Here is a 22,968-nt window from a genome sequence, read left to right on the forward strand (position 1 = left end):
GTCCAGATTCGTGGAAGTCAAGACCCGTGGAGGGTTGCGTTGATCACCGCTTCTGGGTTCTGCTGATCAGGCAGTGGCCCGGGTGCGTCCGCCGCGCGACGGGCCGTTTCGGCACGTCCCCGCGGGAGGCAATCGTGTCCTCTTCCCATCGAGTCCGGGTGAGCGTCGACGTCGACGGCAGTCGCTACGTCGACGACGTCGAGCCCCGGACGCTGCTCGTCCATCATCTTCGAGAACGTCTCGGCAAGATCGGCACGGTCGTCGGCTGCGACACCAGTAACTGCGGCTCGTGCACCGTCCTCATGGGCAGCGCCGACGGCGAGCAGCGCTCCGTCAAGAGCTGCTCGGTGCTCGCGGTGCAGGCCGACGGCACCGCCGTCACCACGATCGAAGGGCTCGCCGGTCCGGACGGTTCGCTGCACGCCGTGCAACAGGCGTTCCACGAGCTGCACGCCCTGCAGTGCGGCTTCTGTACCCCGGGGATGATCCTGTCCGCGGTCGACCTCCTGCGGGACAACCCCGCCCCGACCGAGGCCGAGATCCGTGAGGGCCTGTCGGGCAACCTGTGCCGCTGCACGGGGTACCAGAACATCGTCCGCGCGGTGCAGTCGGCTGCAACGGCCTTGCAGGCGTCGGCCGAGGTCGTCCTCCCCAAGGAGGCGACGGTATGACCGGCCCGCAGCGCAGCGGAGGGTCGGGCATCATGGGCGCGGTTTCGAGGTCAGGGCGGCGCCGGAGCGCAGCGGAGGTGACGTCATGACGGCGCGGCGCGCCGGCGCAAGGAGGACGCGCGGCTCATCACCGGCCGGACCCGGTGGACCGACAACATCGCGCTGCCCGGGATGCTGCACCTGGCGATCCTGCGCAGCCCGCACGCCAGCGCCCGCGTCGTGTCCGTCGACGTGCGGCCCGCGCTGCGGCAACCCGGTGTCATCGACGCGTTCAGCGGGGCCGACGTCGCCGACGTCCAGGGCAGCCTGCCCTGCGCGTGGCCGGTCACCGAGGACATCGTCCACCCGGTCCGCCCGCCGCTGGCCGACGGGTACGTGCGCCACCACGGCGAGGCGGTCGCGGTCGTCGTGGCCCGCGACCGGGACAGCGCCGTCGACGCGCTCGAGGCGATCGAGGTCGAGTACGAGCCGCTGCCGCCGGTCCTGGACCTGGCGGCCGCCGCGCGCGACGAAGGGCTGGTCCACCCCGACAAGGGCACGAACCGCTCGTACACCTGGGTCTTCGACTCCGCGCAGGCCGGCACCGGCACCGACGTCGCCGCCGAGGCCGCGTCGGCCGAGGTGACACTGCGCCGGCGCTACGTCCAGCAGCGGCTCATCCCCGCGTTCATGGAGCCGCGCAGCGTCGTCGTCGACCCGGGCATGGGGGAGTACACCATCTGGTCGGCCACCCAGATCCCGCACATCCTGCGGGTGTTCTACGCGCTGCTCACCGGCGTCCCCGAGCACAAGATCCGGGTCATCGCGCCGGACGTGGGCGGCGGCTTCGGCGGGAAGCTGCAGGTCACCCCGGAGGAGATGATCGCGTTCTTCGCCGCACGGCGCGTGCAGAAGCCGGTCAAGTACACCGAGACCCGCGGCGACACGATGCTGTCCGCGCACCACGGGCGCGACCAGATCCAGGACATCACGCTCACCGCGACCCGTGACGGCACGCTGACCGGCATCGACGTGAAGCTCATCGCCAACATGGGCGCCTACCTCGGCCTGGTCGGCCCGGGCGTGCCGATCCTCGGCGCGTTCATGTTCAACTCGATCTACAAGGTGCCCGCGTACCGCTTCGAGTGCACCGGCGTGTTCACCAACACCACCATCACCGACGCGTACCGCGGCGCCGGCCGGCCCGAGGCGACGTACGCGATCGAACGCGCCATGGACGACCTCGCCGACGAGCTCGGCATCGACCCCGTCGAGCTGCGCCGCAAGAACTGGATCAAGGCGGAGGAGTTCCCGTTCACCACCGTCGCCGGGCTGGTGTACGACTCCGGCGACTACGACGCCGCCACCGACAAGGCCCTCGACCTGTTCGACTACGCCGGCCTGCGCGAGGAGCAGCGGCGCCGCCGCGACAGCGGCGACCCCGTGCAGCTCGGCATCGGCGTGTCGACCTACACCGAGATGTGCGGCCTGGCACCGTCGCGGATCCTGGGCGCGCTGCGGTACGCCGCCGGCGGCTGGGAGACCGCGTCCGTTCGGGTCCTGCCGACCGGCAAGGTCGAGGTCGTCACCGGCACCAGCCCGCACGGCCAGGGCCACGTGACGGCGTGGAGCCAGATCGTCGCCGACGAGCTCGGCGTCGCCTTCGAGGACGTCGAGGTCCTGCACGGCGACACCCGCACGTCGCACAAGGGTCTGGACACGTACGGCTCCCGCTCCCTCGCCGTCGGCGGCGTCGCGCTGGTCGAGGCGTGCCGCAAGGTGCGGGACAAGGCCCGGGTCGTCGCCGCGCACATGCTCGAGTGCAGCCCCGACGACCTGGAGTTCACCGGCGGGGCGTTCCGGGTGCGCGGTACCCCCGACGCCAGCAAGACCGTCGCGGACACGGCGTTCGCGGTGTTCGCCGCGCACGACCTGCCCGACGGCGTCGAGGCCACCCTGGACGCGGACGCGACGTTCGACCCGCAGACGTTCTCGTTCCCGCACGGCACGCACCTGTGCGCGACGCTCGTCGACACGCAGACCGGCCACGTCAGCATCCACCGGTACGTCGCCGTCGACGACGTCGGCAAGGTCGTCAACCCGCTCATCGTCGAGGGCCAGGTGCACGGCGGCGTCGCGCAGGGCATCGCACAGGCCTTGCACGAGCAGGCGGTGTACGACGACTCCGGCACCCTGCTGACCGGGTCGTTCGTCGAGTACACGATCCCCAGCGCCGCCGACCTGCCGCAGTTCGTCACCGACCGCACCGAGACACCCGCGACCTCCAACCCGTTGGGCGTCAAGGGCGTCGGGGAGGCCGGCGCCATCGCCTCCACCCCGGCCGTCGTCAACGCCGTCGTCGACGCGCTGCGCCCGTTCGGTGTCGACGACATCCCCATGCCCTGCACGCCCGAGCAGGTGTGGCGGGCGATCAAGCGCGGAGGTGCGTCGTGATCCCCGTGGCGTTCGACTACGTCAAACCGTCCACAGTGGAGGAGGCGGTGGCGGCGCTCGGCGCGGCCGACGAGGCGAAGGTCCTCGCCGGCGGGCAGTCGCTGCTGCCGGTGCTGCGGCTGCGCCTCGCCGCGCCCACGGTGCTGGTCGACCTGGCCGGCGTCGCCGGCCTCAGCGGCGTGCGGCTCGACGGCGACACCCTCGTCGTCGGGGCGATGACCACGCACGCCGAGGTGGCCTCCTCGGAGCTGGTACGCCGCCACGCCCCGCTGCTCGCCGCGGCCGCCGGCACCGTCGGGGACCGCCAGGTGCGCCACCGCGGGACGCTCGGCGGTTCCCTCGCCCACGCCGACCCGGCCGCCGACCTGCCCGCGGTCGCCGCCGCGCTGGACGCGACCTACGTCGTGCAGGGCCCGTCGGGGCGGCGCGAGGTCAGCGCCGCCGACTTCTCGGTGGACCTGTTCACCACGGCACTCGCCCCCGACGAGGTCCTCGTCGAGGTGCGACTGTCCACGGTGGACGGCTGGTCGTCCCATTACGAGAAGTTCCACCGGATGGCGCAGGCCTGGGCGATCGTCGGGGTGGCCGTGGCGGTGTCACGCTCCGACGGCGCCATCTCCGGCGCCCGGGTGGCGCTGACCAACATGGGCCCGGTGCCGCACCGGGCCGTCGAGGTCGAGGCGGCGCTGACCGGCTCGCCGGCCACGCCGGAGGCCGTCGCGGCGGCCTGCGTGTCCGCGTCGGCCGGCACGTCGCCGGTCGACGACCTCACCGCCTCCGCGGACTACCGCCGCGACCTCGCCCGGGTCCTCACCGCCAGGGCGGTGTGCAAGGCGCTCGGCATCTGAGCCGGGATCGTTCGGGGCCGTCCGGTTCGCCGGACGGCCCTCATCCCGCGCCGCCGCCGTCCCGCAACTGCCGTGCAAGCCCGAGCCGGTCGAGTTGGACCCAGTACTCGGCGACCCTGCCGTCCTCGACCCGGTACACGGCGGAGCCGACCTCGGTCAGCGGCGCGCCGGTCGGCGGGTGCCCGTCGACGTCGCCGAGGTGGTGACCGTCCTGCCGCCACCGCACGTAGACGTGGTCGCCCTCGGCCAGCAGCGCCGTGACCGTGAACCGGAACCGGCCGAACGCGGCGACCGTGCGCGCGGCGGGACTCATGCCCTGCCAGGTCGGTGGCTCGCCGGGCCGGATCTCGAACCGCCTCACGCCGCCTCCGTCGTGGTGTTGCATGTCGTCCGTCGTCGTGCTCATGTCGCCTCGACCGCCGTGACGGCCCGGGACCGTCCGCCGGTGCCGCTGCTGGTGGACGTGGTGGTCGGTGCGCCGCCCGTGCTGCTGGTGGTCCGGCGGCGGGCCATGGCGGCCAGGGCGAGCAGGCCGAGCGCGGCGGTCGCCGCGTAGCGGAGCCAGTCGTCCTCAGGTCGCACGACGTCGCCGGCGGTGTTGAACGAGGCGTGCAGGATCGCCACGGTCAGCAGGCTACCCCCGCTCCACCGGTCGGCCGCGGCGGCGAGGAGGCGCAGGCCCAGGCCCGAGACGGCCAGGGCGGCCAGGCCAGCGCCGGCGTCGCCGCCGCCCGCGAACGCCAGGGGCAGGTGGATCCCGGCGAACAACGCCGTGGTCACCAGGCTGCCGCCGAGCGTGCCCCAGCGGGCCATGGCACGGCGCTGGACGAAGCCGGTCCAGACGATCTCCTCCCAGAGATTGACGATGAGCACGCTCGAGCTCAAGGAGATTGCGAGGGCGGCCAGGTCGGGTCCTGCCAAGGTCGGACGGCTGCCGGCGAGGGCCGCCGCCGCCCAGGTGAGCGCCGGGATCAGGGCGGTGGCGGGGAGCAGCAGCCACCAGGGGCGGGGGAGCCGGACGCCGTCGTGCAGGAGTCTTCGCACGCCGTGGTCGTGCTCGCGTCGGACCAGCAGCGCCGCCGGCAGTACCAGCGCGAGGGCGAGGGTGAGCAGCACGAACGGCTCGACCGGCAGGTCCAGCAGCGGTGGCGCGCTGAGCAGCAGCCAGCCGGTGGGCAGCGCGACGGCCGCGAACAGCGCCAGCGGGCGGGTGTGGTGCGACATCAGAGGACCCCTCTCACGACCAGATATGTGCGTACGCACATTCTTTGTCCGCCCGGGCCGGGGGTCAATTGTGTGCGTGAGCACAGATTTGGCGCGGGTCTCGGGGTGACCATGCTGCGCGGTGCGGCGGGACGGGTCTATGGTCGACAGCGTGGCCCGGGGCACCAGGCGGGCCGTGCCGCCGAGTGCTGGGGGTCTGACGACCGTGCTGCTGGAACACAGTTTCACCGTGCCCGTCCCGGTGTCGCAGGCGTGGGACGTGCTGCTGGACATCGAGCGGATCGCCCCGTGCATGCCGGGGGCGGCGCTCACCTCGTTCGAGGGCGACGACTTCACCGGCACCGTCAAGGTGAAGCTGGGCCCGGTGAGCCTCACGTTCAAGGGCAAGGGCCGGTTCGTCGAGCGGGACGAGGCGGCCCACCGGGTCGTGCTCACCGCCTCCGGTGCCGACAGCCGCGGCGGCGGCACCGCCTCGGCCCGGGTGACCGCGTCCCTGCACGAGGCCGGCGACGCGCAGACCAGGGTCGAGGTCGCCACCGACCTCGACATCACCGGCAAGGCCGCCCAGTTCGGCCGCGGCCTCATCGGCGACGTCAGCGCCAAGCTCATCGGCCAGTTCGCCGACTGCCTCGCCGGCAAGCTCGCCGCCGGCACCCCGCCGGCCGAGACGCTGGCCGGGACGCCGGCCGAGACCTCAGCCGAGACCTCAGCCGAGACCTCAGCCGAGACCTCAGCCGAGACCCCGGCCGGGATCTCAGCCGGCACGGTGGCCGGCGAAGCGGGTCCGGACGCGACCGGAACGGGCCCGGACGCGACCGTCGAGCGGCAGCCTCAGGCGGCGGTCGCCAGGTCCGCGCCCACCGCGCTCTCGGAGTCCTCGGTGTCCGTGGACCCGGCCGAGGACGTCGAGCCGATCGACCTCCTCGCGGTGAGCGGCGTCGGATCCGTCGTGCGCCGGGCCGTGCCGTACGTCGTCACCGCCGCGGCCAGCTTCGCCGTCGTCTTCGGCATCATCTGGTGGATCAAGCGCCGCTGACCGGTCAGCCGGCCGGCGCCCGAAACCGCCGGCCGGCCCCGCGATCCGTCAGCCCGCGGCGGCCGCCCGGCCCTCGGCGAAGAACGCCGCCACCGCCGCCGCGTCGCCCAGCTCGCGCAGCGGCCGTGCGGCCCCGAACGACATGTTCCAGAAGCCGCCCTCGCGGGGGGTCCAGGGCCCCACGTACGCGTACGGCTCGGACACCGCCGAGTCGCCCGTCGACACCCCGTAGTTCACCTCGTCGAGGGAGATCCCGACGTCGAAGTGCTCCGGCCACAGCACCGGCGTCTGGTCCGGGGCGAACCGGCGCAGTGCCGCGTCGCCGATCGCCAGGCCGCCCAGCACGACTTCGGCGTCCGTGGTCACGACCGGGTCGTCCGCGGACGCGCCGGAGCCGTCCTTGTAGAGGCCCTCCGGTGCGCCGACGTCCAGCCCGGCGGCCGCCGCCAGCTCGGCGAACGTCTGCCCCGCGTACGGGATGCGGCGCCCCTCGACGACGAGGGCGTCGGCCTCGGCCTGCACGTCGGGTGCGGCGACCGTGGCGAAACCGGCCGGCGTGACCCGGAGCCGGATGGTGCCGCTGCGCCGGTACTGGGGCCCCGCGAGCAGCAGCTCAGCCAGGCCGTGCCAGGAGTTCGAGGAAGAAGTCGTCACCGTTCCATCATGCCCGCCGCGTTGCCCCAGCAGACGGCGCGCAGCCAGTCCTCACCGAAGCCGAGGCGTTGCAGGGAGTCCAGCTGGTGCGCGTACGGGTGCGGGATGTTGGGGTAGTCGCTGCCGAGCAGCACCCGGCCGGCCAGGCCGAGCTCCTCCACCCTGGGTAGGAGCGCCGGCGGGAAACCCGGGAAGAAGGTGGTGAAGACCATCGTCGTGTCGAGCCTGACGTTCGGGTACCGGTCGGCGAGGTCGAGGAAGCCCTCGTACTCGGGGGCGCCGAAGTGCGCGATGACCGCGGCCAGTGCCGGGTGGCGGCGCAGCACCTCGCCGAACGGGCCGGGGCCGGTGTACCCGTTGGCGACCGGACCGGAACCGGCGTGCACGACGACCGGGGTGCCCGTCTCGGCCAGCCGCCCCCACACCGGCTCCAGCAGCGGGTCGTTCGGGTCGTACGCGCCGACCTGCAGGTGCACCTTGAAGATGCGGGCGCCGGCGGCGAGGGCCGCGTCCACGACGTCGAGGACCCCCGGCTCGGGGAAGAACGTGGCGCTCGGCACGCACTCCGGCGTGCGGGCGGCGAAGCCGAGCGTCCACGCGTTGAGGTCGGCGGCCATGGCGGGGCGGTGCGCGTACGCGAGCGCGGTGAACCGCCGCACGCCCATGGCCCGCAGGTGCCCGGCCCGCTCCTCGTCGGAGCCCCGGTATCGGATCGGCCAGGGCCGCCCGACCAGCGGCCCGCCGGCGTCGAAGTGCGCCCACACCTTGCGCAGCATCCGCTCCGGCAGGAAGTGGGTGTGCACGTCGAACAGGCCGGGCAGGCCCAGCGCCTGCCAGAACGCGGGGACCTCGGTGTCATCGTTCACACCGATATGTTGAACCGCTCCAGCAGGACCGGCGCGATCAGCATCGCCCCGGCGAAGATGGCGATGGTGGTGAAGACGATGCGCAGCACGACCGTCTCGGTCTTGTCGCCCGCGGTCAGGGCCACCGAGTGCGGCAGGCCGATGTTGCGCCACAGCCGCCGGCCGGTCGGGATCGGCCAGAAGATGGGGGAGCCGTGCCGGGTGATCATGTCGCCGGCCAGGTGGATGAGGCCACCCACGCCGACCGCCATGCCGAGCAGCGGGTAGCCGCGGTCGCCGGGGAGCCGCTCGTACACCAGGTACGCGGCCGCGGCGGCGGCGAGCGTCACGATGACCCAGCCCGCCCGCTCCGCCCACCGCTCGAACAGCCCGCGCAGCGCCATCGCGAACGCGAAGAACAGCACGCCCATCACGGCCCACTTGCCGTACGCGTTGCACAGCGCCAGCGTGCCGTACCCGACGCCGACGTTGAACACGATGGTGTGCGTCAGCGTGCGGTGCCCGTTGCGCCGGCGCGGGTCGTGCTTGAGACGGGTCAGCTTGTACACGCCGAGGGAGAACTTCTCGACCACCTCGGCCAGGAACAGGGTGAGCACCCCGAACGTGTGCGCCACCGTCGCGCCCCCCTGCCGGGTCGTGACCCGGCCCGACAGATCCAGGTCCGGCAGGAGCGCGCCACCGGCGCAGATCGCCGTGCCGACGGCGAGCTGCAGCGGCGTCTGGTGGAAGTCGGCGAGCTGGTCCAGCACGAGCGAGCCGGCCAACCACACGGCCGCTCCGGAAAGCGCATGTGAGGAGCCCATCATGATCGGGACTATTTCATGCGCACTCCTGTTCGTACATAGGAGCTACAGCCGTGAATGTGTGCCGGCGACGTCGAACGTGGTCGCCGTCAGCGTCGGTGACGCGTCGGAGGCCAGGTAGACCGCGGCGAAGGCCACATCCTCCACCCGCTCCGCCGCGGGTGTCCAGGACACGACATTCGCCCGCACGCCGGTCTCCGCGAACTCCCGCGCGACGTGCTGTGTGAGCGCGGTCACCCCGCCGCCGACGGCGCTCGTCGCCGCGTCCGTGCCGAAGGGCGCGACCGTCACCACCGCACCGGCGCGCGCCTCGGCCATCCGCGGCACGAACGCCTGCAACGCCTCGAACGTGGCCGTCAGCCCACTGTCGACCCGCCGGCGGAAATCGGTGCCTGCGCTGGTCGTACACGGGAGGACGAACAACAGATCGGGAGGACCGACCTCGTCGAGAACCCCGGCGTGGACCGACGCCGGATCCACGCCGGCGGACACGACGCCGATCGCGTCGGCACCGACCCACCGCAGCTCGTCGACCAGATCCTGCAGCTCGCTCTCGTCGTCGCCGATGACGGCGATCCTGGCGCCGCGGGCGGCGAGCAGCCGGCACACCGCGGCACCGACGCCGTCGGCACCGCCGAGCACCACCGCGACCCGGCCCTTGAGCTCGGTTCGGTACATGCCATCCAGCCTCTCGTCATCGCTCTCGTCGCCGCGGGGCGCCGCGCCGCGGCGACGCCCCGTTGGATCGCCTCAGCCCCAGCCCTGACGGTCCGACGCCGCCGCCCACGGGCCGTGCCCGTGCCCCCAGTGCCGGCGAGCCCACGGCGGACCCCCCGCCGCCGCCCACCGCCGCCAGCGCGCGTGCCGGAAGACGCTGAGGACCAGGAAGAACAGCGGGATCGCCGGCCAGAAGAAGTGCGCGCCGGACAGCGCCCACAACCCGGTCAGCGCCACCGCGACCACGGCGACGAACGCGCCGTGGCGGGCCAGGTGCCGCCGGCCCTGCCGCAGGAACTCCGCCTGCGTCTCCGGCAGCTCGAACAGCCCACGCCGCCCTCCGTCGGGCAGGTCGGCGGTCAGCGGCGTCAGCTCGTCGCGGAACTTCGCCGCATACACCTGGGCGAGCCGCTCCTCGCCCTCCTCCAGCGTCAGCCGCCCCTCGGTCATCCCGGCCCGCAGCATGTTGGCGTACTGCTCGCGCTCCTTGTCGGATGCTCGTACCCGTTCGCCGGTCATCTCGGCCCCCTTCCGTGTCGCACCCCAGCGTGCCGGGCATCGGCGCGTCGCGCGTCGCACTCATGTCGTGTCGTCGTGTACTGCTCGGGTCGCACATGGGCGCGGCGTGTACGACTCAGGGAGTACGAAACCGCGCGACCTGAAGGCGACGTCGCAGCTTCCGGCGCTGCACTACCTTTGCCGTGTGAGACGACGACCGCCCTGGACCCGGGACCTGCGCGAGGCGCGCGAGGCCCGGCGTTCCGCGCGGCTGGCGCACCGCATGGAATCCCTGCAGCGACGCGAGGGTGGCCGGTGGCGCGGCCCGCACCCCGCCGGGATCGTCATCATCATGGCACTGGTGCAGGTGCTGGGCACCCGTGCCGCCGCCTACGGCACCACGGGCGCGGAGGTTCTGGACCGCACCGGTTATCTGCTGCTCGTCGCCGGCCCTCTCGCCCTGCTGGTCCGCGAGCGGTGGCCGCTGGTCGCCCTGGTCGGCGCGCTGGTGCCGACGGCCGCCTACTTCAGCCTCGGCTATCCCGACGGCCCGGGGTTCGTCGCCGCGATCGTCGCGATGTTCACCGCCCTCGCCTCGGGCTTCCGGTGGCTGACCTGGGCCGCCGTCGCCGCCGCCTTCAGCGTGTTCGCGGTGTTGGTGCGTGGGGACGAATCGGCGTCCCGCGTGGTCCTCATCGGGGTGTGGTGCCTCGTCATCGCGGGCTTCGGCGAGGCCGCCCGGGTCCGCGCCCAACGCTATTCGCAGATGGCCCGGGACTGGTCCGCGCAGCAGGAGCTGGCCCGGGCCGAGGAGGAGAAGGCGCGCGTCGAGCAGGAGCGCCGGCAGGCCAGCGACGAGCGGCTGCTCATCGCCCGCGAGCTGCACGACGTCATCGGCCATCACCTGTCGCTCATCAACGTCCAGGCCGGCGTGGGCCTGCACCTCATGGACGAGCAGCCGGAGCAGGCGAGGGTCGCGCTCACCGCGATCAAGCACGCCAGCGCCGAGGCGCTGCGCGAGACCCGTTCCGTGCTCGCCGGGCTGAATCCCGGCGGGGCGGCGCCCAGGACCCCCGCGCCCGGCCTGCGCGACCTGGACCGGCTCGTCGAGGAGGCCCGCGCGGTCGGCCTGCCCGTCACCGTCGACACGCTCGGCGCGCCCCGGCCGCTGCCGCCGCAGGTCGACCGGGCCGCGTTCCGGATCGTGCAGGAGGCGCTCACCAACGTCCGCCGGCACGCGGGCCCGGGGGCGGCCGCGACCATCGTCGTCGGCTACGCCCCGGGCGAGCTGACCATCCACGTCACCGACGACGGCCGCGCCACCGGCGCCGACGACACCCGCGGCGCCGCGGCGGTCCCGGTTGCCGGGGTGACCGATGCCGCTGACGCCGGCCCGGGTGGGTCCGGTGACGGCGGCGACCCCGGCGGCGGTGGCGGCGCGGCCGGCGAGCGCGAGGGAGTGCTGGCTGACGGCATCGGTGTGCCGGCTGGCGAGAGTGCCGGCGTGGTGGCGCGTGGAGACAGCGGCATGGGGCGCCCGCCCGGCGCTGCCCTTGCCGGGGCGCAGCTGCCGGGGGGAGCCGCCGGCGGGGCGGCGCAGGTGCGGGGCCGGGCCGACGGCGTGGTGGCGGAAGGACGCCGGGCGCAGGTGCGCGGCGAGGGCGGTGGCGCGGCAGGGGACGGTGGCGGCGCCGGGCAGGTGAGGGACGCGCCCAGGAGCGCGACGGTTGCTGGTGCGGCGGTTGCTGGTGCGGCGGTTGCTGGTGCGGCGGTTCATGGTGCGGCGGTCCATGGTGCGGCGGTCCATGGTGCGGCGGGCGGTGACGCGACGGCGGTCGGAGGCGCAGAAGTGGTTGGCGGCGCGGCGTCGGGCGGGGGTGCGGTGGCCGGTGGAGGCAGTGTCGGGGGGCAGGCGCGCGGCGAGGGCAACGGCATCGCCGGGATGCGGCATCGGGCGGCGACGTTCGGTGGTGTGGTCGAGGCGGGACCGAGGCCCGGTGGTGGCTTCGAGGTGCGGGCCAGGATTCCCCTCGGGGAGGAGCGGCCGTGAGCCCGCGCCGCGGCGATGCCGCCCTGTCCGGTGCGGGCCCGACCGGCCGGCGTTGGGAGCGGGCTCGTCCGGGCGCCGGGTGGTGTGGTCATGACCGGGGCGCGCTGGGTCGGGCGGTGCGACGAGGGGCCATGACATGGGGAGGCGTTGTGCCGTCATCGACTGGTGCGCAAGGCCAGGACCGGGTCCGGGGGCGGCGGTCGCGGTGGGCACCATGACAAGGCCGCCACGGCGGTGCCGGCACGGGTGCGCGGTGCCGCGGCGTGGCCGGTCCCAGGAGCGGAGGAGCGAGGGTGATCAAGGTCCTGCTGGCTGATGACCAGGCGCTGGTGCGGGCGGGGTTCCGGGCGCTGCTCGACGCGCAGGCCGACATCGAGGTTGTCGGGGAGGCGGCGGACGGGGCGGAGGCGGTGCGGCTGGCGGTGCAGACGCGGCCGGACGTGGTGTTGATGGACATCCGGATGCCGGTGCTCGACGGTCTCGAGGCGACCCGGCAGATCGTGGCCGACACGCGGCTGGCGGCGGTGAGGATCGTGATCCTGACGACGTTCGACCTCGATGAGTATGTGTTCGAGTCGTTGCGGGTCGGGGCGAGCGGGTTCCTGGTGAAGGACACGGAGCCGGTGGACCTGCTGCGCGGGGTGCGGGCGGTGGCCGGTGGCGACGCGCTGCTGTCGCCGGGGGTGACGCGGCGGCTGATCGAGGAGTTCGCGAGCCGGTCGAGGGCGCCGCTGGCGCCGATGTCGCTGGCGGTGCTGACCGAGCGGGAGCGGGAGGTGATGGCGCTGGTCGGGGCCGGACTGTCCAATGAGGACATCGCGACGAAGCTGTTCGTCAGCCCGGCCACGGCGAAGACGCACGTGAGCCGGGCCATGATCAAGCTGGGGGCGCGGGACCGGGCGCAGCTGGTGGTGTTCGCGTACGAGGCCGGCCTGGTCCGGCCCGGCTGGCTCGGGTGAGACCAGGGCCGGGCGGCAATGGCGTCGCTCAGACGCGGCCGGGCGACACGATGCCGCCGGGCGACGCAATGCGGCCGGGCGGCGAGAGGTGGCTCAGACGCGGCCGGGCGGCGAGAGGTGGCTCAGATGCCGTTGCGGGCGATCACCTGCTGATACCAGTCGGCGCTGGCCTTGCGGCGGCGCTGCTGGGTCGCGTAGTCGACGTGGATGATGCCCCAGCGCTGGGTGTACCCCTCGGCCCACTCGAAGTTGTCCAGCAGCGACCACACGTGGTAGCCCTCCAGCCGGACGCCTTCGCTGATCGCCTGGTGGGCGGCGGTGAGGTGGTCGCGGAGCAGGGCGATACGGTCCTGGTCGTCGATCTCCCGCACCGTCGGCATGCCGTTCTCGGTGATGGTGAGCGGGATGTCGCCGTAGTCGCGCTTGATCCGGGTCAGCAGGTCGTACAGGCCCTGGGGGTACACCTCCTGCCAGCTGGCCTGCGTCGTCGGGTGTTTCTGGACCCGGGTGCCCTTCGCGGTCACGTAGGCGGGGTTGTAGTACTGCACGCCGAGCAGGTCGCTCTTGGCGCCGATGACGGCCAGGTCGCCGTCGTGGATGGCGGTGCGGACCGGGGCGTCGGCGGGCTGCGTGGCGAGCCAGTCGTCGGGGTACCGGCTCAGCAGCACGGGATCGAGCCAGCGCCGGTTCTCCTCGCCGTCGGCGAGGACGGCCTGGCGGCGGGCCGCTTCGGAGTCGTCGGCCGGGTACACCGGCGAAAGGTTGAGCGCCGCGCCGATGCGGCCCTTGCGGCCGGTGGCCCGGAACGCCTGGACCGCCAGGCCGTGGCCGAGCAGCAGGTGGTGGCCGGCCACGTTGGCGATGCGGCGGTCGCGTACCCCGGGGGCGTGCACGCCGGCGGTGTAGCCGACCTCGACGACGGTCTTCGGCTCGTTGAGCGTCAGCCAGGACTGGACCTTGTCGCCGAGGGAGTAGCAGACGGTGCTGGCGTAGTCGGCGAACCACTTCGCGCAGTCGCGCTGCTGCCAGCCGCCGACCTGCTGCAGCGCCTGCGGGGTGTCCCAGTGGAAGAGGGTGACCAGCGGGGTGATGCCGCGCTCCAGGAGGCCGTCGACGAGCCGGTGGTAGAAGTCGAGGCCCTTGGCGTTGACGGTGCCGCGGCCGGTCGGCAGGACCCGCGACCACGAGATCGAGAAGCGGTAGCTCTTCAGGCCCAGGGCCCGCATGAGGTCCAGGTCCTCGTAACTGCGGTGGTAGTGGTCGGCGGCCACGTCGCCGGTGCCGCCGTCGCGGGTCCGCCCGGGCTCGTGGCTGAACACGTCCCACACGGAGGGGCCCCGGCCGTCCGCCGTCGCGCCGCCCTCCACCTGGTACGCCGACGTCGACGCCCCCCACCCGAACCCCTTCGGGAACACCAGGCCCACGGGAGCGACCGGCGCGGCGGGCGCGCTGGAGTCCCGCTGCCGCGGCGTGCCACCGGGGCCGCAGCCGGCGGTCACGGCACCGGCGGCGGCCAGGGTGATCACGTGACGCCGTCGCATGCGGCAAACGTAGCTCCGTCGCGCACGCGTTACGACCCCACGCACGCGCCACAACAGGAAAGGCGCGAGAAAGCGGAAACGCCGAGGCCGTCCCCGGGCGGACCCGGGAACGGCCGGAGAGCGCGCTGGAGAGCGCGCCGGAGTATCAGTCGGCGAGCGCCACGAGGCCCTGCGCCCAACGGAAGTACTTGTTGGTGCCCAGGTCGCGCACGGTCTTGATGCCGAACGCGGCCAGCAGCTTCTCGGCGTCGGCCTCGGTCACGCCGGCGATCGCGGTGACGGGGGCGTCGGCCAGCTCCTGGGCGCTCTTGCCTTCCCACTCCTTGACGAGCTTCTTCTCCAGACCAAGCATGTGTGACTGCTCCTTCGATCGTGGTCCACGAAACTGGTGTGAGAAACCGGAGGAAGGCTACCCCGCACTCTCGCTTGCCACACCAGCCGTGCCGCGGAGATGATCGGTTGATGACCAGCCAATGGGGGCTGACGGTGCCGCTCGCCGGTGTGCCGTTGCCCGAGCACGCGGCACTGCTGCAGGCGTTGCCCGACCTGGGCTACACGGACGTGTGGTCGTCGGAGGTCGCCGGCACCGACGCGTTCACGCCCCTGGCCCTGGCCTCCGTGTGGTCGCCGCGGCTGCGGCTGGGCACCGCCGTCGTGCCGGTCTTCACCCGCGGCCCCGCGCTGATCGCGATGCAGGCCGCGACGCTGGCGGAGACGGCGCCGGGGCGGGTCGCGCTCGGCATCGGCGCGTCCTCGCCGGTCGTCGTCGGCGACTGGAACGCGGTGCCGTTCGAGCGGCCGTTCGAGCGCAGCCGCGACGTGCTGCGCTTCCTGCGCACCGCGCTCGCCGGCGAGGTGGTCGACGGCGCGTTCGACACGTTCCAGGTCAGACGCTTCAAGTTGGAGCGGCCGCCGTCGGTACCGCCGAAGCTGCTGCTCGCGGCCCTGCGGGCCAAGATGCTGCGACTGGCCGCGGCCGAGGCCGACGGCGTGGTGCTCAACTGGCTGTCGGTCGAGGACGTCGGCACGGTCCGCCGGGAGCTGGCCGGTGCCGCCGACGGGTTCGAGGTCGCCGCCCGGATCTTCGTCTGCCCGACGGAGGACGAGCGGGTGGCGCGGGAGACGGCCCGCAGGCTCATCGCCGCCTACCTGACCGTGCCCGCGTACGCGGCGTTCCACCGCTGGCTCGGCCGCGGTGAGGTGCTCAAGGCCATGTGGGACGCGTGGGCGGCCCGGGACCGCAAGGCGGCGCTCGCGGCGATCCCCGACGAGGTCGTCGACGCGCTGATCGTGCACGGCAGCCCGCAGCGGTGCCGGGAGCACGTGCGGCGGTACGCCGAGGCCGGGGTCACGACCCCGGTAATGGCGCTGCTGCCGACCCCGGAGCTCACCGCCGGCGGCCCGCAGGTCCTGCTGGACACCCTGCGGGCGTTGGGAGCGCGGTAATGGACATCGCCGGGAAGGTCGTCGTCATCACCGGTGCGGCCGGTGGCATCGGGGCCGCCATGGCCCGCCGGTTCGCCGCGGAGGGCGCCGCCACCCTCGTCCTGGCCGACCTCGACGGCGACGCCGCCGCGGCCCTGGCCGCCGAGATCGGCGACGCCGCCGCCACCCGAGCCGCCGGGACCGAGGCCAGGGCGGTGGCCGTCGACGTCACGGACGAGAACCAGGTGGCCGAGCTCATCGCCGAGACCGAGGAGCGCGCCGGCCGCATCGACCTGTTCTGCGCCAATGCCGGCATCACCACCGGCGCCGGGCTGGAGGCGTCCGCGGAGACCTGGTCGCGGGCCTGGGCGGTCAACGTCCAGTCGCACGTGTCCTCGGCCCGCGCGGTGCTGCCCGGCATGCTGGAGCGCGGCGGCGGCTACCTGCTGCACACCTGCTCCGCCGCCGGGCTGCTCACCGCGGTCGGCGACGCGCCGTACGCGGTGACCAAGCACGCGGCCGTGGCGTTCGCGGAGTGGCTGTCCATCACGTACGGCGCGCGGGGCATCAAGGTCAGCGCGCTGTGCCCGCAGGGCGTGGACACCCCGATGCTGCAGGACGGGCTCGCCGCCGGGCACATCGGCGCGAAGGTCACCGCGGCCGGCGGCGCGGTGCTGTCGGCGGAGTCGGTCGCCGGGGCCGTCGTGGAAGGGCTCGCCGCGGAGCGGTTCCTGATCCTGCCGCACCCCGAGGTGCAGAAGTACTACCTGCACCGGGCGGGCGACACCGACCGGTGGCTGAGCGGCATGCGCGGGCTGGCCGCCAGCCTGGAGTCATGAGCGCGGCATGAGAAGGCCGGACGTGCTCAGTGAGGCGCTCGACGTGATCGGCCCGTTCGTCCGGCAGCACGAGGGTCGCAGCGTCATCGGCATCTGCGGCCCGCCGGCGGCGGGCAAGTCGACGCTGTCCACGGCCATCGCCGCGGCCCTGGACAGCAGCGTGGCCGTGCCGATGGACGGCTTCCACCTGTCCAACGCGGAGCTGGACCGGCTCGGTCTCGCCGACCGCAAGGGCGCCCCGGAGACGTTCGACGCGGCCGGGTTCGTCCACCTGCTGCGGCGGCTGCGGGCCGCGGACCACCTCGTGTACGCGCCGAGCTACAGCCGCACCCTGCACGAGTCGATCGGCGGCGTGATCCCGGTGCCGGTCACCACCAGGGTCATCGTCGTGGAGGGCAACTACCTGCTGCTGGACGAGGGGCCGTGGGCCGAGGTGCGGCAGCTGCTGGATCTGGTGCTGTACCTGGACGCCCCCGACGACCTGCGGCAGGACTCGCTGGTGCGCCGGCAGCTGGCGAAGGGGCTCGACCTGCACGACGCGCACGACTGGGTGGAGCGCAGCGACGAGCGCAACGCGGCCGTCATCGCCGGCACCCGGGACCGGGCCGACCTCATCCTGACCCGAAACGCGGGTTAAATCTTCCTGTGCCGGATTGACCCGCACCGATCGGATAGGCAACCTGCCTAACAGTTGTCTATCCGTGAGGAGCACCATGCGCAGACTCGTCCTCGGCGCCGCCGGGCTCGCGGTCGCGATCGCCGTGGCGGGCACGACCTACGCCGTCGCCGCGGTGAACGCCGAGCGCGCCCCGGCCGTCGCCGCGGCGCCCGCCACGTTCGCCCACCCCGGCGTGTTCGTCAGCCGCGCCCAGCTCGACTTCGTCCGTGGCAAGGTCCAGGCCGGCGCCCAGCCGTGGAAGGCCGCCTACGACCAGATGCTCGGCAGCAGGTACGCGTCGCTGTCGCGCACCCCGAAGCCCCGCGCGGTCGTGGAGTGCGGCTCCTACTCCAACCCCAACTACGGCTGCACCGACGAGCGCGAGGACGCCCTCGCCGCGTACACGCTGTCGCTCGCCTGGTACATCACCCGCGACAGCCGGTACGCCACCAAGGCCATCGCGATCATGGACGCCTGGTCCGCCACCATCAAGGACCACACCAACAGCAACGCGCCGCTGCAGACCGGCTGGGCCGGCTCGTCGTGGCCGCGCGCCGCCGAGATCATCCGGTACACGTACTCGTCCTGGCCCAACCAGGCCCGCTTCGCCACGATGCTGCGCACGGTGTACCTGCCGAAGGTCATCAACGGCTCCAGCAGCAACGGCAACTGGGAACTGTCCATGATGGAGGCCGCGATCGGCATCTCCGTCTTCCTGGAGGACCGCACCAGCTGGGACAAGGCCATGGCGAAGTTCCGCGCCCGCGTCCCGGCGTACCTGTACGTGACCGCCGACGGCGCGCTGCCCAAGGGCATCGGCAGCATCGACACCCGTACCGAGATCATCAACTACTGGCAGGGGCAGAGCACGTTCGTCGACGGCCTGTCCCAGGAGACCTGCCGCGACTTCACGCACACCGGTTACGGCATCTCGGCGATCTCGCACGTCGCGGAGACCACCCGCATCCAGGGCGCCGACGTGTACCCGGAGATCGCCGACCGGCTCCGCCACGCGCTCGGCTTCCACAGCAAGTACCAGCTGGGCGAGAGCGTGCCGTCCTGGCTGTGTGGCGGCAAGCTGACGCTGGGCCTCGGCCCGGTCACCGAGGTCGGCTACAACGCCCTGCACAACCGGATGGGCATCGCGATGTCCAACACGCAGCGGCTCACCGAGCAGTCCCGCCCGGCCGGCAGCAACAACCTGTTCGTCGCGTGGGAGACCCTCACCCACGCCGACAACCCGGCCTGACCTACTACCTCCAGAACAGCGGGCGGGGGTCGAGCGTCCAGCTCAGCCGGCGCCAGAACCCCCGCCTGGCGCGCAGCTCGTCGACGTACGCGACGGCCTGCACGGCGGCCCGGGCGGCCTGCTCCTCGCCCGGGCCGCCGAAGCCCGGGCCGCCTGAGCCTGGGCCGCCGGAGCCTGGGCCGCCGGAGCCTGGGCCGCCGGAGCCTGGGCCGCCGGAGCCTGGGCCGCCGGAGCCTGGGCCGCCGGAGCCTGGTGGCCGCGGTCGCCGCGAACCGGGCCACCTCGGACGCCGTCAGGTGCGGCGGGGCGGGCCGCCCGGCGAGCCGCAGCCCCGTGAGCACCTCCGCCCAGGCGGCCTCGACGCGCTGCGCCGGGGTGCCCCGGGTGAGCCGGCGGCGCCTGCGGACGCGTTTCGCCAGGGGTACCGCCACCGCGAACGCCAACACGGCCAGCCCGAGGGAACCGGCGCCGATCGCGACCGCGACCCCGGTGCCCGAGCCCTTGCCGGACCCGTCGCCGGTCGGGGCCACGGCCGGCTTCGCCGACGGCGACGCGGCCGAGCCCGACGGTGCCGGCACGGTCTCCGGCGGCGGCTGCGACGCGGGCGGCTTGGGCCGGAAGTCGTCCTCGGTCGGCCGCTGCACCGTGTCGGCCTTCGGCAGCGGGTCGAACGGCTCCCACACGCCGTTGAACAGCACCTCCGGCCAGGCGACGGCGTCGCCGCCGCGGACCTCGTTGCGCCCGGCGGCGACCCGGAACCCGACGGCCAGCCGGGTCGGCAGCCCCATGAGCCGGGCGAGGACCGCGAACGCCGCCGCGAACTGCTCCGACGTGCCCTTCTGCCCGCCGGCCTGTTTGGGGCCGAACAGGAAGTACTCGACGTTGGGGTAGGCATGGCCGCTGGGGGCGTCGCCGACCACCTTGTAGTGCTCCGACAGCCAGCCGACGATCGCGAACGCCTTCTGGTACGGCGACGACACGCCCTCGCCGAGGTGCTGCGCCAGCTGCGCGATCGAGTCGGGCACCTTGCCGGGCAGCGCCAGGTGCCGGGCCACGGCGTCGGTGTTGGGCACGTCGGCGACCTGCATCGCGTTCTCGTCGGGGCGGTGCGCCCGGGACACGACGCTGTACCGCAGCCCTGGCCGCAGCCCGTCGGAGAGGATCATCGTGCCGTCGGTGGTGTCGACGGCGACCCGCACGCCGTTGACCTCCTCCGGGGTGGCGATGCCGGGCAGCAGCCGCCCGTCGAGGTCGGCGATGCGGAACACCTGCCGGACCTGCGGGTCGGTGAGCACCGGCTTCGCCGCCAGCACCCGGCCGGCGTTGCGGTAGGTGGCGCCGACGCGCCAGGTGACGCCGTCGTAGTCGTTGAGCACCGCGAGGCGGACCGGCGGCGGCGCGTCGGTGCCGGTGACCTCGACGTCGAACAGATGCTGGTCGTGGTTGAGCGCCCAGCCCGACAGCCGGACCAGCGGGCTCTCGTCGAGCGAGTCGAGCTGCGGCGGGGTCACCATGTTGCGCGGCTCGGCCGGGCTGGTGCCGACCTTGGCCGCGACGCTCGGGCCGAGCAGCTGCGACAGCGCGACGATCGCGGCCAGGCCGGCGACGGCCCCGGCACCGACCCGCAGCCGCAGGGTGCGCCGCTGGTCGGCGCTGAGCCGCTGGTCGGACTCCGCCGGCGGCGGCCGGTTGGACACGATCAGCCCGAGTGCGGCGAAGCCCGCGAACGCGAGCGGCACCCAGCTCGCCGCCGTGCCGTTGGGGCCGACGAGGTACAGCGCGCCGCCGAACAGCACCGTCGGCGGCGCGTAGGACAGCAGGACGCGGTGGTAGCGCACGCCGAGCTCGGCGGCGGCCAGCCCGGCGAGCCAGGTGAGGATCACCGGCAGCAGCACGGTGTCCGGCTGCGGCTCGATCGGGATCAGGGCGAGCAGCAGCCGGGGGATGCTGTTGCGCAGCGCCTCGCGCAGCGCGGGCAGGTCACCGGCGACGCCGGCCGCGGCCGAGGAGACCCGCATGGCGATCATGACGGCCGCGGTGAGGCCGAGGACGCTCAGCGGGGCCGCGCTCCAGCCGGGCAGGCGGCGGGCCGCGACGCTGATGCCGACGGCGCCGGCGGCGGCGCCCGCCATCAGCTGCAGCAGCAGCGGGCCGTGGTAGATCGGCGACAGCGCGAAGGCGGCCATGACCAGCATGCCGAGCAGGGCCACGGCGACCAGCAGCCGCCTCACCACGCGCCGACCCCGTCCCACGCGGCGGCGAAGTCGGCCCCGTCGGCGGCGGCGAGCACCTGCAGGCCCGGCAAAGCGGTGGGCACCTCCCCGTCGGCGGTGCCGAACGCGCCGGCGACCAGCGACGGGTACGCGGCCCGCAGCGTCCCGACCCGCCCGAGGTCGGCGACGCCGCCGGGCCCGGTCAGGTAGACGAGCGTGTCGCCGGCGCGGCGGGTGCGCAGCTGCGCCACCGTCGCGTCCAGCGGGTCGCCACCACGGCCGCCGTCGCCGCCACGGCCGCCGTCGCCGTCGGCACTGCGGTCGCCGTCGGCGCCGCCGCTTCCGGTGGCGAGGGTCGCCTCGGCGAGCAGGTCCAGGTAGGCGCGGGTGTCCCGGCCGGCCGCGTGCCCGCCGCGGGCCAGCCGCAGCGTCACCGGCAGCTCCTCCCGGAACGCCGCCATCACGATCGACGCGGCCGCCTCGCACGCGGACTCGAAGTGCTCGCTGGCCTGGGCCCGGTCGGCGTCGGGGTAGGCGGCGAGGCGGTCGTCGAGCAGCACCACCAGCCGCGGCAGGCTGGTGTCGAGGTGCTCGCGGACCATCAGCTCACCGACCCGGGCGGTCGTGCGCCAGTGCACGTGCCGCAGCTCGTCGCCGACGACGTACTCCCGCAGCGTGTCGAACGTGATGCTGCCGTGCGGCACCCGGTCGACCCGCCCGTCGAGGGAGCGCATCACCCCGGTCGGCACCGCGCTCAGGTGGTGCACCGTCGGGTACACCCACACCTTGCTGACGCCGCCGTAGCCGCGCGCGAGGGTCAGCAGCCCGAGCGGGTCGCGCCGCACGACGCGCAGCGGCCCGATCTCGACCACGCCGCGGCGGGCCGTCGGCACCGGGTAGGAGGCGGTGGTGGTGCCGCCGGCCTTGAGGCGCAGCAGCGGCACCGGCACCGCCGCCGGGCCGCACCGGTCGTGGGCGACCAGCGTCGCGCCCCGCAGCCGGCTGCTGTTGCCGACGGTGAGCGTCACCGTGCTGGATTCGCCGCGCATGACCCGGTCGGGGTCGACGGCCCGCCGCACGGTCAGCCGGGGCCGCCACCACACGTACGCGAACCCGAACAGCACCGCGGCGACGGCGGCCGTGCCGAGGACGGTGAGCTGCGCGTACTGGAACCCGAACCCCACGGCGAGCAGGACCGTCGCGGCCGCGGACAGACCGGCCCCGCGAGAGGTGAGCCGCATCGTCAGACCGTGGCGGGTGCTGCGGCCGGCACGGGCACCGGCACCGCGTCGAGCACCTCGCGCACGACGTCGCCGGGCGCGACGCCGCGGACCTGCGCGTCGGGCGACAGCAGCAGCCGGTGCGCGAACACCGCCTCGGCGAGGGCCTTGAGGTCCTCGGGCACCACGTAGCCGCGGCCGTCGATGAGCGCGTACGCCGACGCGGCCCGGGTCAGCGCGATGACGCCGCGGGGGCTGACGCCGACGCGCACCCGCGGATGGGCGCGGGTCGCGTTGCCCAGCCGGACCGCGTAGCCGAGCAGCGGATCCGCGATGTGCACCCGCCGGGCGAGGCGCACCAGCTGCGCGACCACCTGCGTGTCGGTGACCGGGTCGAGGGCCTCGGGGGACCGGGTCACGGCGCCGCGCAGCACCTCGATCTCGACCGCCTCGCTCGGGTAGCCGACGGCGAGCTTCATGAGGAACCGGTCCAGCTGCGCCTCCGGCAGCCGGTACGTGCCGTCCATCTCGATCGGGTTCTGCGTGGCGACGACGAGGAACGGCCTGGGCACCGCGTGCCGCACGCCGTCGACGGTGACGTACCGCTCCTCCATGACCTCCAGCAGCGCCGACTGCGTCTTCGGCGACGCCCGGTTGATCTCGTCCGCGATGACGATGTTGGCGAACACCGGCCCGGGGTGGAACTCGAAGCCGCGGGTCGCCTGGTTGAAGATGGTGACCCCGGTGACGTCGGACGGCAGCAGGTCGGGCGTGAACTGGATGCGCCGCCACTGCCCCTGCACGCTGGCCGCCATGGCCCGCGCCAGGGTCGTCTTGCCGACCCCGGGCACGTCCTCGAGCAGCACGTGGCCCTCGGCGAGCAGCGCCGTCATGGTCAGCCGGATCACCTGCTGCTTGCCCAGCACGATCGAGTCGATGTTGCGGGCGAGCCGGCCGACCAGGTCCGCCGCCGCCGCGATCTCCTCGGGGCCGGGCGGACCCTGGTCGTGCGGCACGACGGGCGGTGCGACGGGCGGTGCGACGGGCTGGGTGCCAGGGGGTGG

General features: G+C 73.9%; 21 protein-coding genes and 1 pseudogene. 10 read left to right on the forward strand and 12 right to left on the reverse strand.

All coding sequences use genetic code 11. The annotated features are described in order from the left end of the window. Positions 1-158: 158 nt before the first annotated feature. The 3 genes from OP18_RS33020 (at position 159) to OP18_RS33030 (ending at position 3,952) form a co-directional block, all read left to right on the forward strand. Positions 159-671 (forward strand): (2Fe-2S)-binding protein, encoded by a 513-nt coding sequence (locus tag OP18_RS33020; protein ID WP_211273748.1) that lies wholly within the window; start codon positions 159-161, stop codon positions 669-671. A gap of 126 nt (positions 672-797) precedes the next feature. Beyond that, positions 798-3,104, forward strand: a complete 2,307-nt coding sequence (locus OP18_RS33025; RefSeq protein ID WP_081971311.1) for a xanthine dehydrogenase family protein molybdopterin-binding subunit — start codon at positions 798-800, stop codon at positions 3,102-3,104. After that, entirely contained in the window at positions 3,101-3,952 is an 852-nt protein-coding gene (locus tag OP18_RS33030; RefSeq protein ID WP_033363032.1) for an FAD binding domain-containing protein, read from the forward strand. The genes OP18_RS33025 and OP18_RS33030 overlap by 4 nt, the downstream gene beginning before the upstream one ends. Positions 3,953-3,992: 40 nt before the next feature. On the opposite strand, the gene OP18_RS33035 is transcribed toward OP18_RS33030, so the two are convergent. After that, positions 3,993-4,313: an ester cyclase gene (locus OP18_RS33035; RefSeq protein WP_211273749.1), complete on the reverse strand. Its 321-nt coding sequence runs from the start codon at positions 4,311-4,313 to the stop codon at positions 3,993-3,995. A gap of 41 nt (positions 4,314-4,354) precedes the next feature. Next, the gene (locus OP18_RS33040) at positions 4,355-5,176 is read right to left on the reverse strand and encodes a CPBP family intramembrane glutamic endopeptidase (RefSeq protein ID WP_033363033.1); all 822 of its coding nucleotides are present in this window, start codon (positions 5,174-5,176) and stop codon (positions 4,355-4,357) included. Between the two features lie 139 nt (positions 5,177-5,315). Here OP18_RS33040 and OP18_RS33045 point away from each other — a divergent pair, with 139 nt between their 5' ends. After that, positions 5,316-6,212, forward strand: a complete 897-nt coding sequence (locus OP18_RS33045; RefSeq protein ID WP_260710329.1) for an SRPBCC family protein — start codon at positions 5,316-5,318, stop codon at positions 6,210-6,212. 48 nt (positions 6,213-6,260) lie between these two features. On the opposite strand, the gene OP18_RS33050 is transcribed toward OP18_RS33045, so the two are convergent. The 5 genes from OP18_RS33050 to OP18_RS33070 form a co-directional block, all read right to left on the reverse strand. Continuing rightward, entirely contained in the window at positions 6,261-6,866 is a 606-nt protein-coding gene (locus OP18_RS33050; RefSeq protein WP_033363035.1) for a hypothetical protein, read from the reverse strand. Continuing rightward, the gene (locus OP18_RS33055; RefSeq protein WP_245635603.1) at positions 6,863-7,732 is read right to left on the reverse strand and encodes an amidohydrolase family protein; all 870 of its coding nucleotides are present in this window, start codon (positions 7,730-7,732) and stop codon (positions 6,863-6,865) included. The genes OP18_RS33050 and OP18_RS33055 overlap by 4 nt, the downstream gene beginning before the upstream one ends. Then, positions 7,729-8,538, reverse strand: coding sequence for a metal-dependent hydrolase (locus tag OP18_RS33060; RefSeq protein WP_033363036.1), 810 nt, complete (start codon positions 8,536-8,538; stop codon positions 7,729-7,731). The genes OP18_RS33055 and OP18_RS33060 overlap by 4 nt, the downstream gene beginning before the upstream one ends. A gap of 42 nt (positions 8,539-8,580) precedes the next feature. After that, on the reverse strand, positions 8,581-9,213 hold the full coding sequence (locus OP18_RS53395; RefSeq protein WP_052387679.1) for an SDR family NAD(P)-dependent oxidoreductase: 633 nt from the start codon (positions 9,211-9,213) through the stop codon (positions 8,581-8,583). A gap of 72 nt (positions 9,214-9,285) precedes the next feature. After that, on the reverse strand, positions 9,286-9,771 hold the full coding sequence (locus OP18_RS33070; RefSeq protein ID WP_063745657.1) for a DUF1707 SHOCT-like domain-containing protein: 486 nt from the start codon (positions 9,769-9,771) through the stop codon (positions 9,286-9,288). Between the two features lie 184 nt (positions 9,772-9,955). On the opposite strand from OP18_RS33070, the gene OP18_RS59220 reads away from it, so the two are divergent. Together OP18_RS59220 and OP18_RS33080 are read left to right on the forward strand one after the other, a co-directional pair. Beyond that, positions 9,956-11,800: a histidine kinase gene (locus OP18_RS59220; protein ID WP_169788977.1), complete on the forward strand. Its 1,845-nt coding sequence runs from the start codon at positions 9,956-9,958 to the stop codon at positions 11,798-11,800. Positions 11,801-12,093: 293 nt separating this feature from the next. Next, on the forward strand, positions 12,094-12,759 hold the full coding sequence (locus OP18_RS33080) for a response regulator (protein WP_033363037.1): 666 nt from the start codon (positions 12,094-12,096) through the stop codon (positions 12,757-12,759). A 122-nt stretch (positions 12,760-12,881) separates the two neighbouring features. Here the strand turns inward: OP18_RS33080 and OP18_RS33085 are convergent, their stop codons facing one another. Next, entirely contained in the window at positions 12,882-14,300 is a 1,419-nt protein-coding gene (locus OP18_RS33085; RefSeq protein WP_081971313.1) for a GH1 family beta-glucosidase, read from the reverse strand. A 145-nt stretch (positions 14,301-14,445) separates the two neighbouring features. Further along, positions 14,446-14,652 carry a hypothetical protein gene (locus OP18_RS33090; RefSeq protein WP_033363038.1) on the reverse strand — a complete coding sequence of 69 codons (207 nt, stop codon included), beginning with the start codon at positions 14,650-14,652 and terminating at the stop codon, positions 14,446-14,448. Positions 14,653-14,780: 128 nt separating this feature from the next. On the opposite strand from OP18_RS33090, the gene OP18_RS33095 reads away from it, so the two are divergent. The 4 genes from OP18_RS33095 (at position 14,781) to OP18_RS55775 (ending at position 18,471) form a co-directional block, all read left to right on the forward strand. Continuing rightward, positions 14,781-15,746 carry an LLM class F420-dependent oxidoreductase gene (locus OP18_RS33095; protein WP_081971329.1) on the forward strand — a complete coding sequence of 322 codons (966 nt, stop codon included), beginning with the start codon at positions 14,781-14,783 and terminating at the stop codon, positions 15,744-15,746. Continuing rightward, positions 15,746-16,564, forward strand: coding sequence for an SDR family oxidoreductase (locus OP18_RS33100; protein ID WP_033363040.1), 819 nt, complete (start codon positions 15,746-15,748; stop codon positions 16,562-16,564). The genes OP18_RS33095 and OP18_RS33100 overlap by 1 nt, the downstream gene beginning before the upstream one ends. A gap of 7 nt (positions 16,565-16,571) precedes the next feature. Then, positions 16,572-17,201 carry a nucleoside/nucleotide kinase family protein gene (locus OP18_RS33105; RefSeq protein ID WP_081971314.1) on the forward strand — a complete coding sequence of 210 codons (630 nt, stop codon included), beginning with the start codon at positions 16,572-16,574 and terminating at the stop codon, positions 17,199-17,201. A gap of 76 nt (positions 17,202-17,277) precedes the next feature. Next, entirely contained in the window at positions 17,278-18,471 is a 1,194-nt protein-coding gene (locus OP18_RS55775; protein WP_033363041.1) for an alginate lyase family protein, read from the forward strand. Positions 18,472-19,193: 722 nt separating this feature from the next. Here the strand turns inward: OP18_RS55775 and OP18_RS61050 are convergent. The 3 genes and pseudogenes from OP18_RS61050 to OP18_RS33125 form a co-directional block, all read right to left on the reverse strand. Continuing rightward, a pseudogene (locus OP18_RS61050) lies at positions 19,194-20,666 on the reverse strand (transglutaminase TgpA family protein); the annotation flags it as partial. Between the two features lie 32 nt (positions 20,667-20,698). Further along, the gene (locus OP18_RS33120) at positions 20,699-21,925 is read right to left on the reverse strand and encodes a DUF58 domain-containing protein (RefSeq protein ID WP_033363042.1); all 1,227 of its coding nucleotides are present in this window, start codon (positions 21,923-21,925) and stop codon (positions 20,699-20,701) included. Positions 21,926-21,927: 2 nt separating this feature from the next. After that, positions 21,928-22,884, reverse strand: coding sequence for an AAA family ATPase (locus OP18_RS33125; protein WP_245635608.1), 957 nt, complete (start codon positions 22,882-22,884; stop codon positions 21,928-21,930). Between the last annotated feature and the right edge of the window lie 84 nt (positions 22,885-22,968).

Origin of the sequence: Dactylosporangium aurantiacum, from assembly GCF_000716715.1 — a bacterium.
In the GTDB taxonomy this organism is placed as follows: Bacteria; Actinomycetota; Actinomycetes; order Mycobacteriales; family Micromonosporaceae; genus Dactylosporangium; species Dactylosporangium aurantiacum.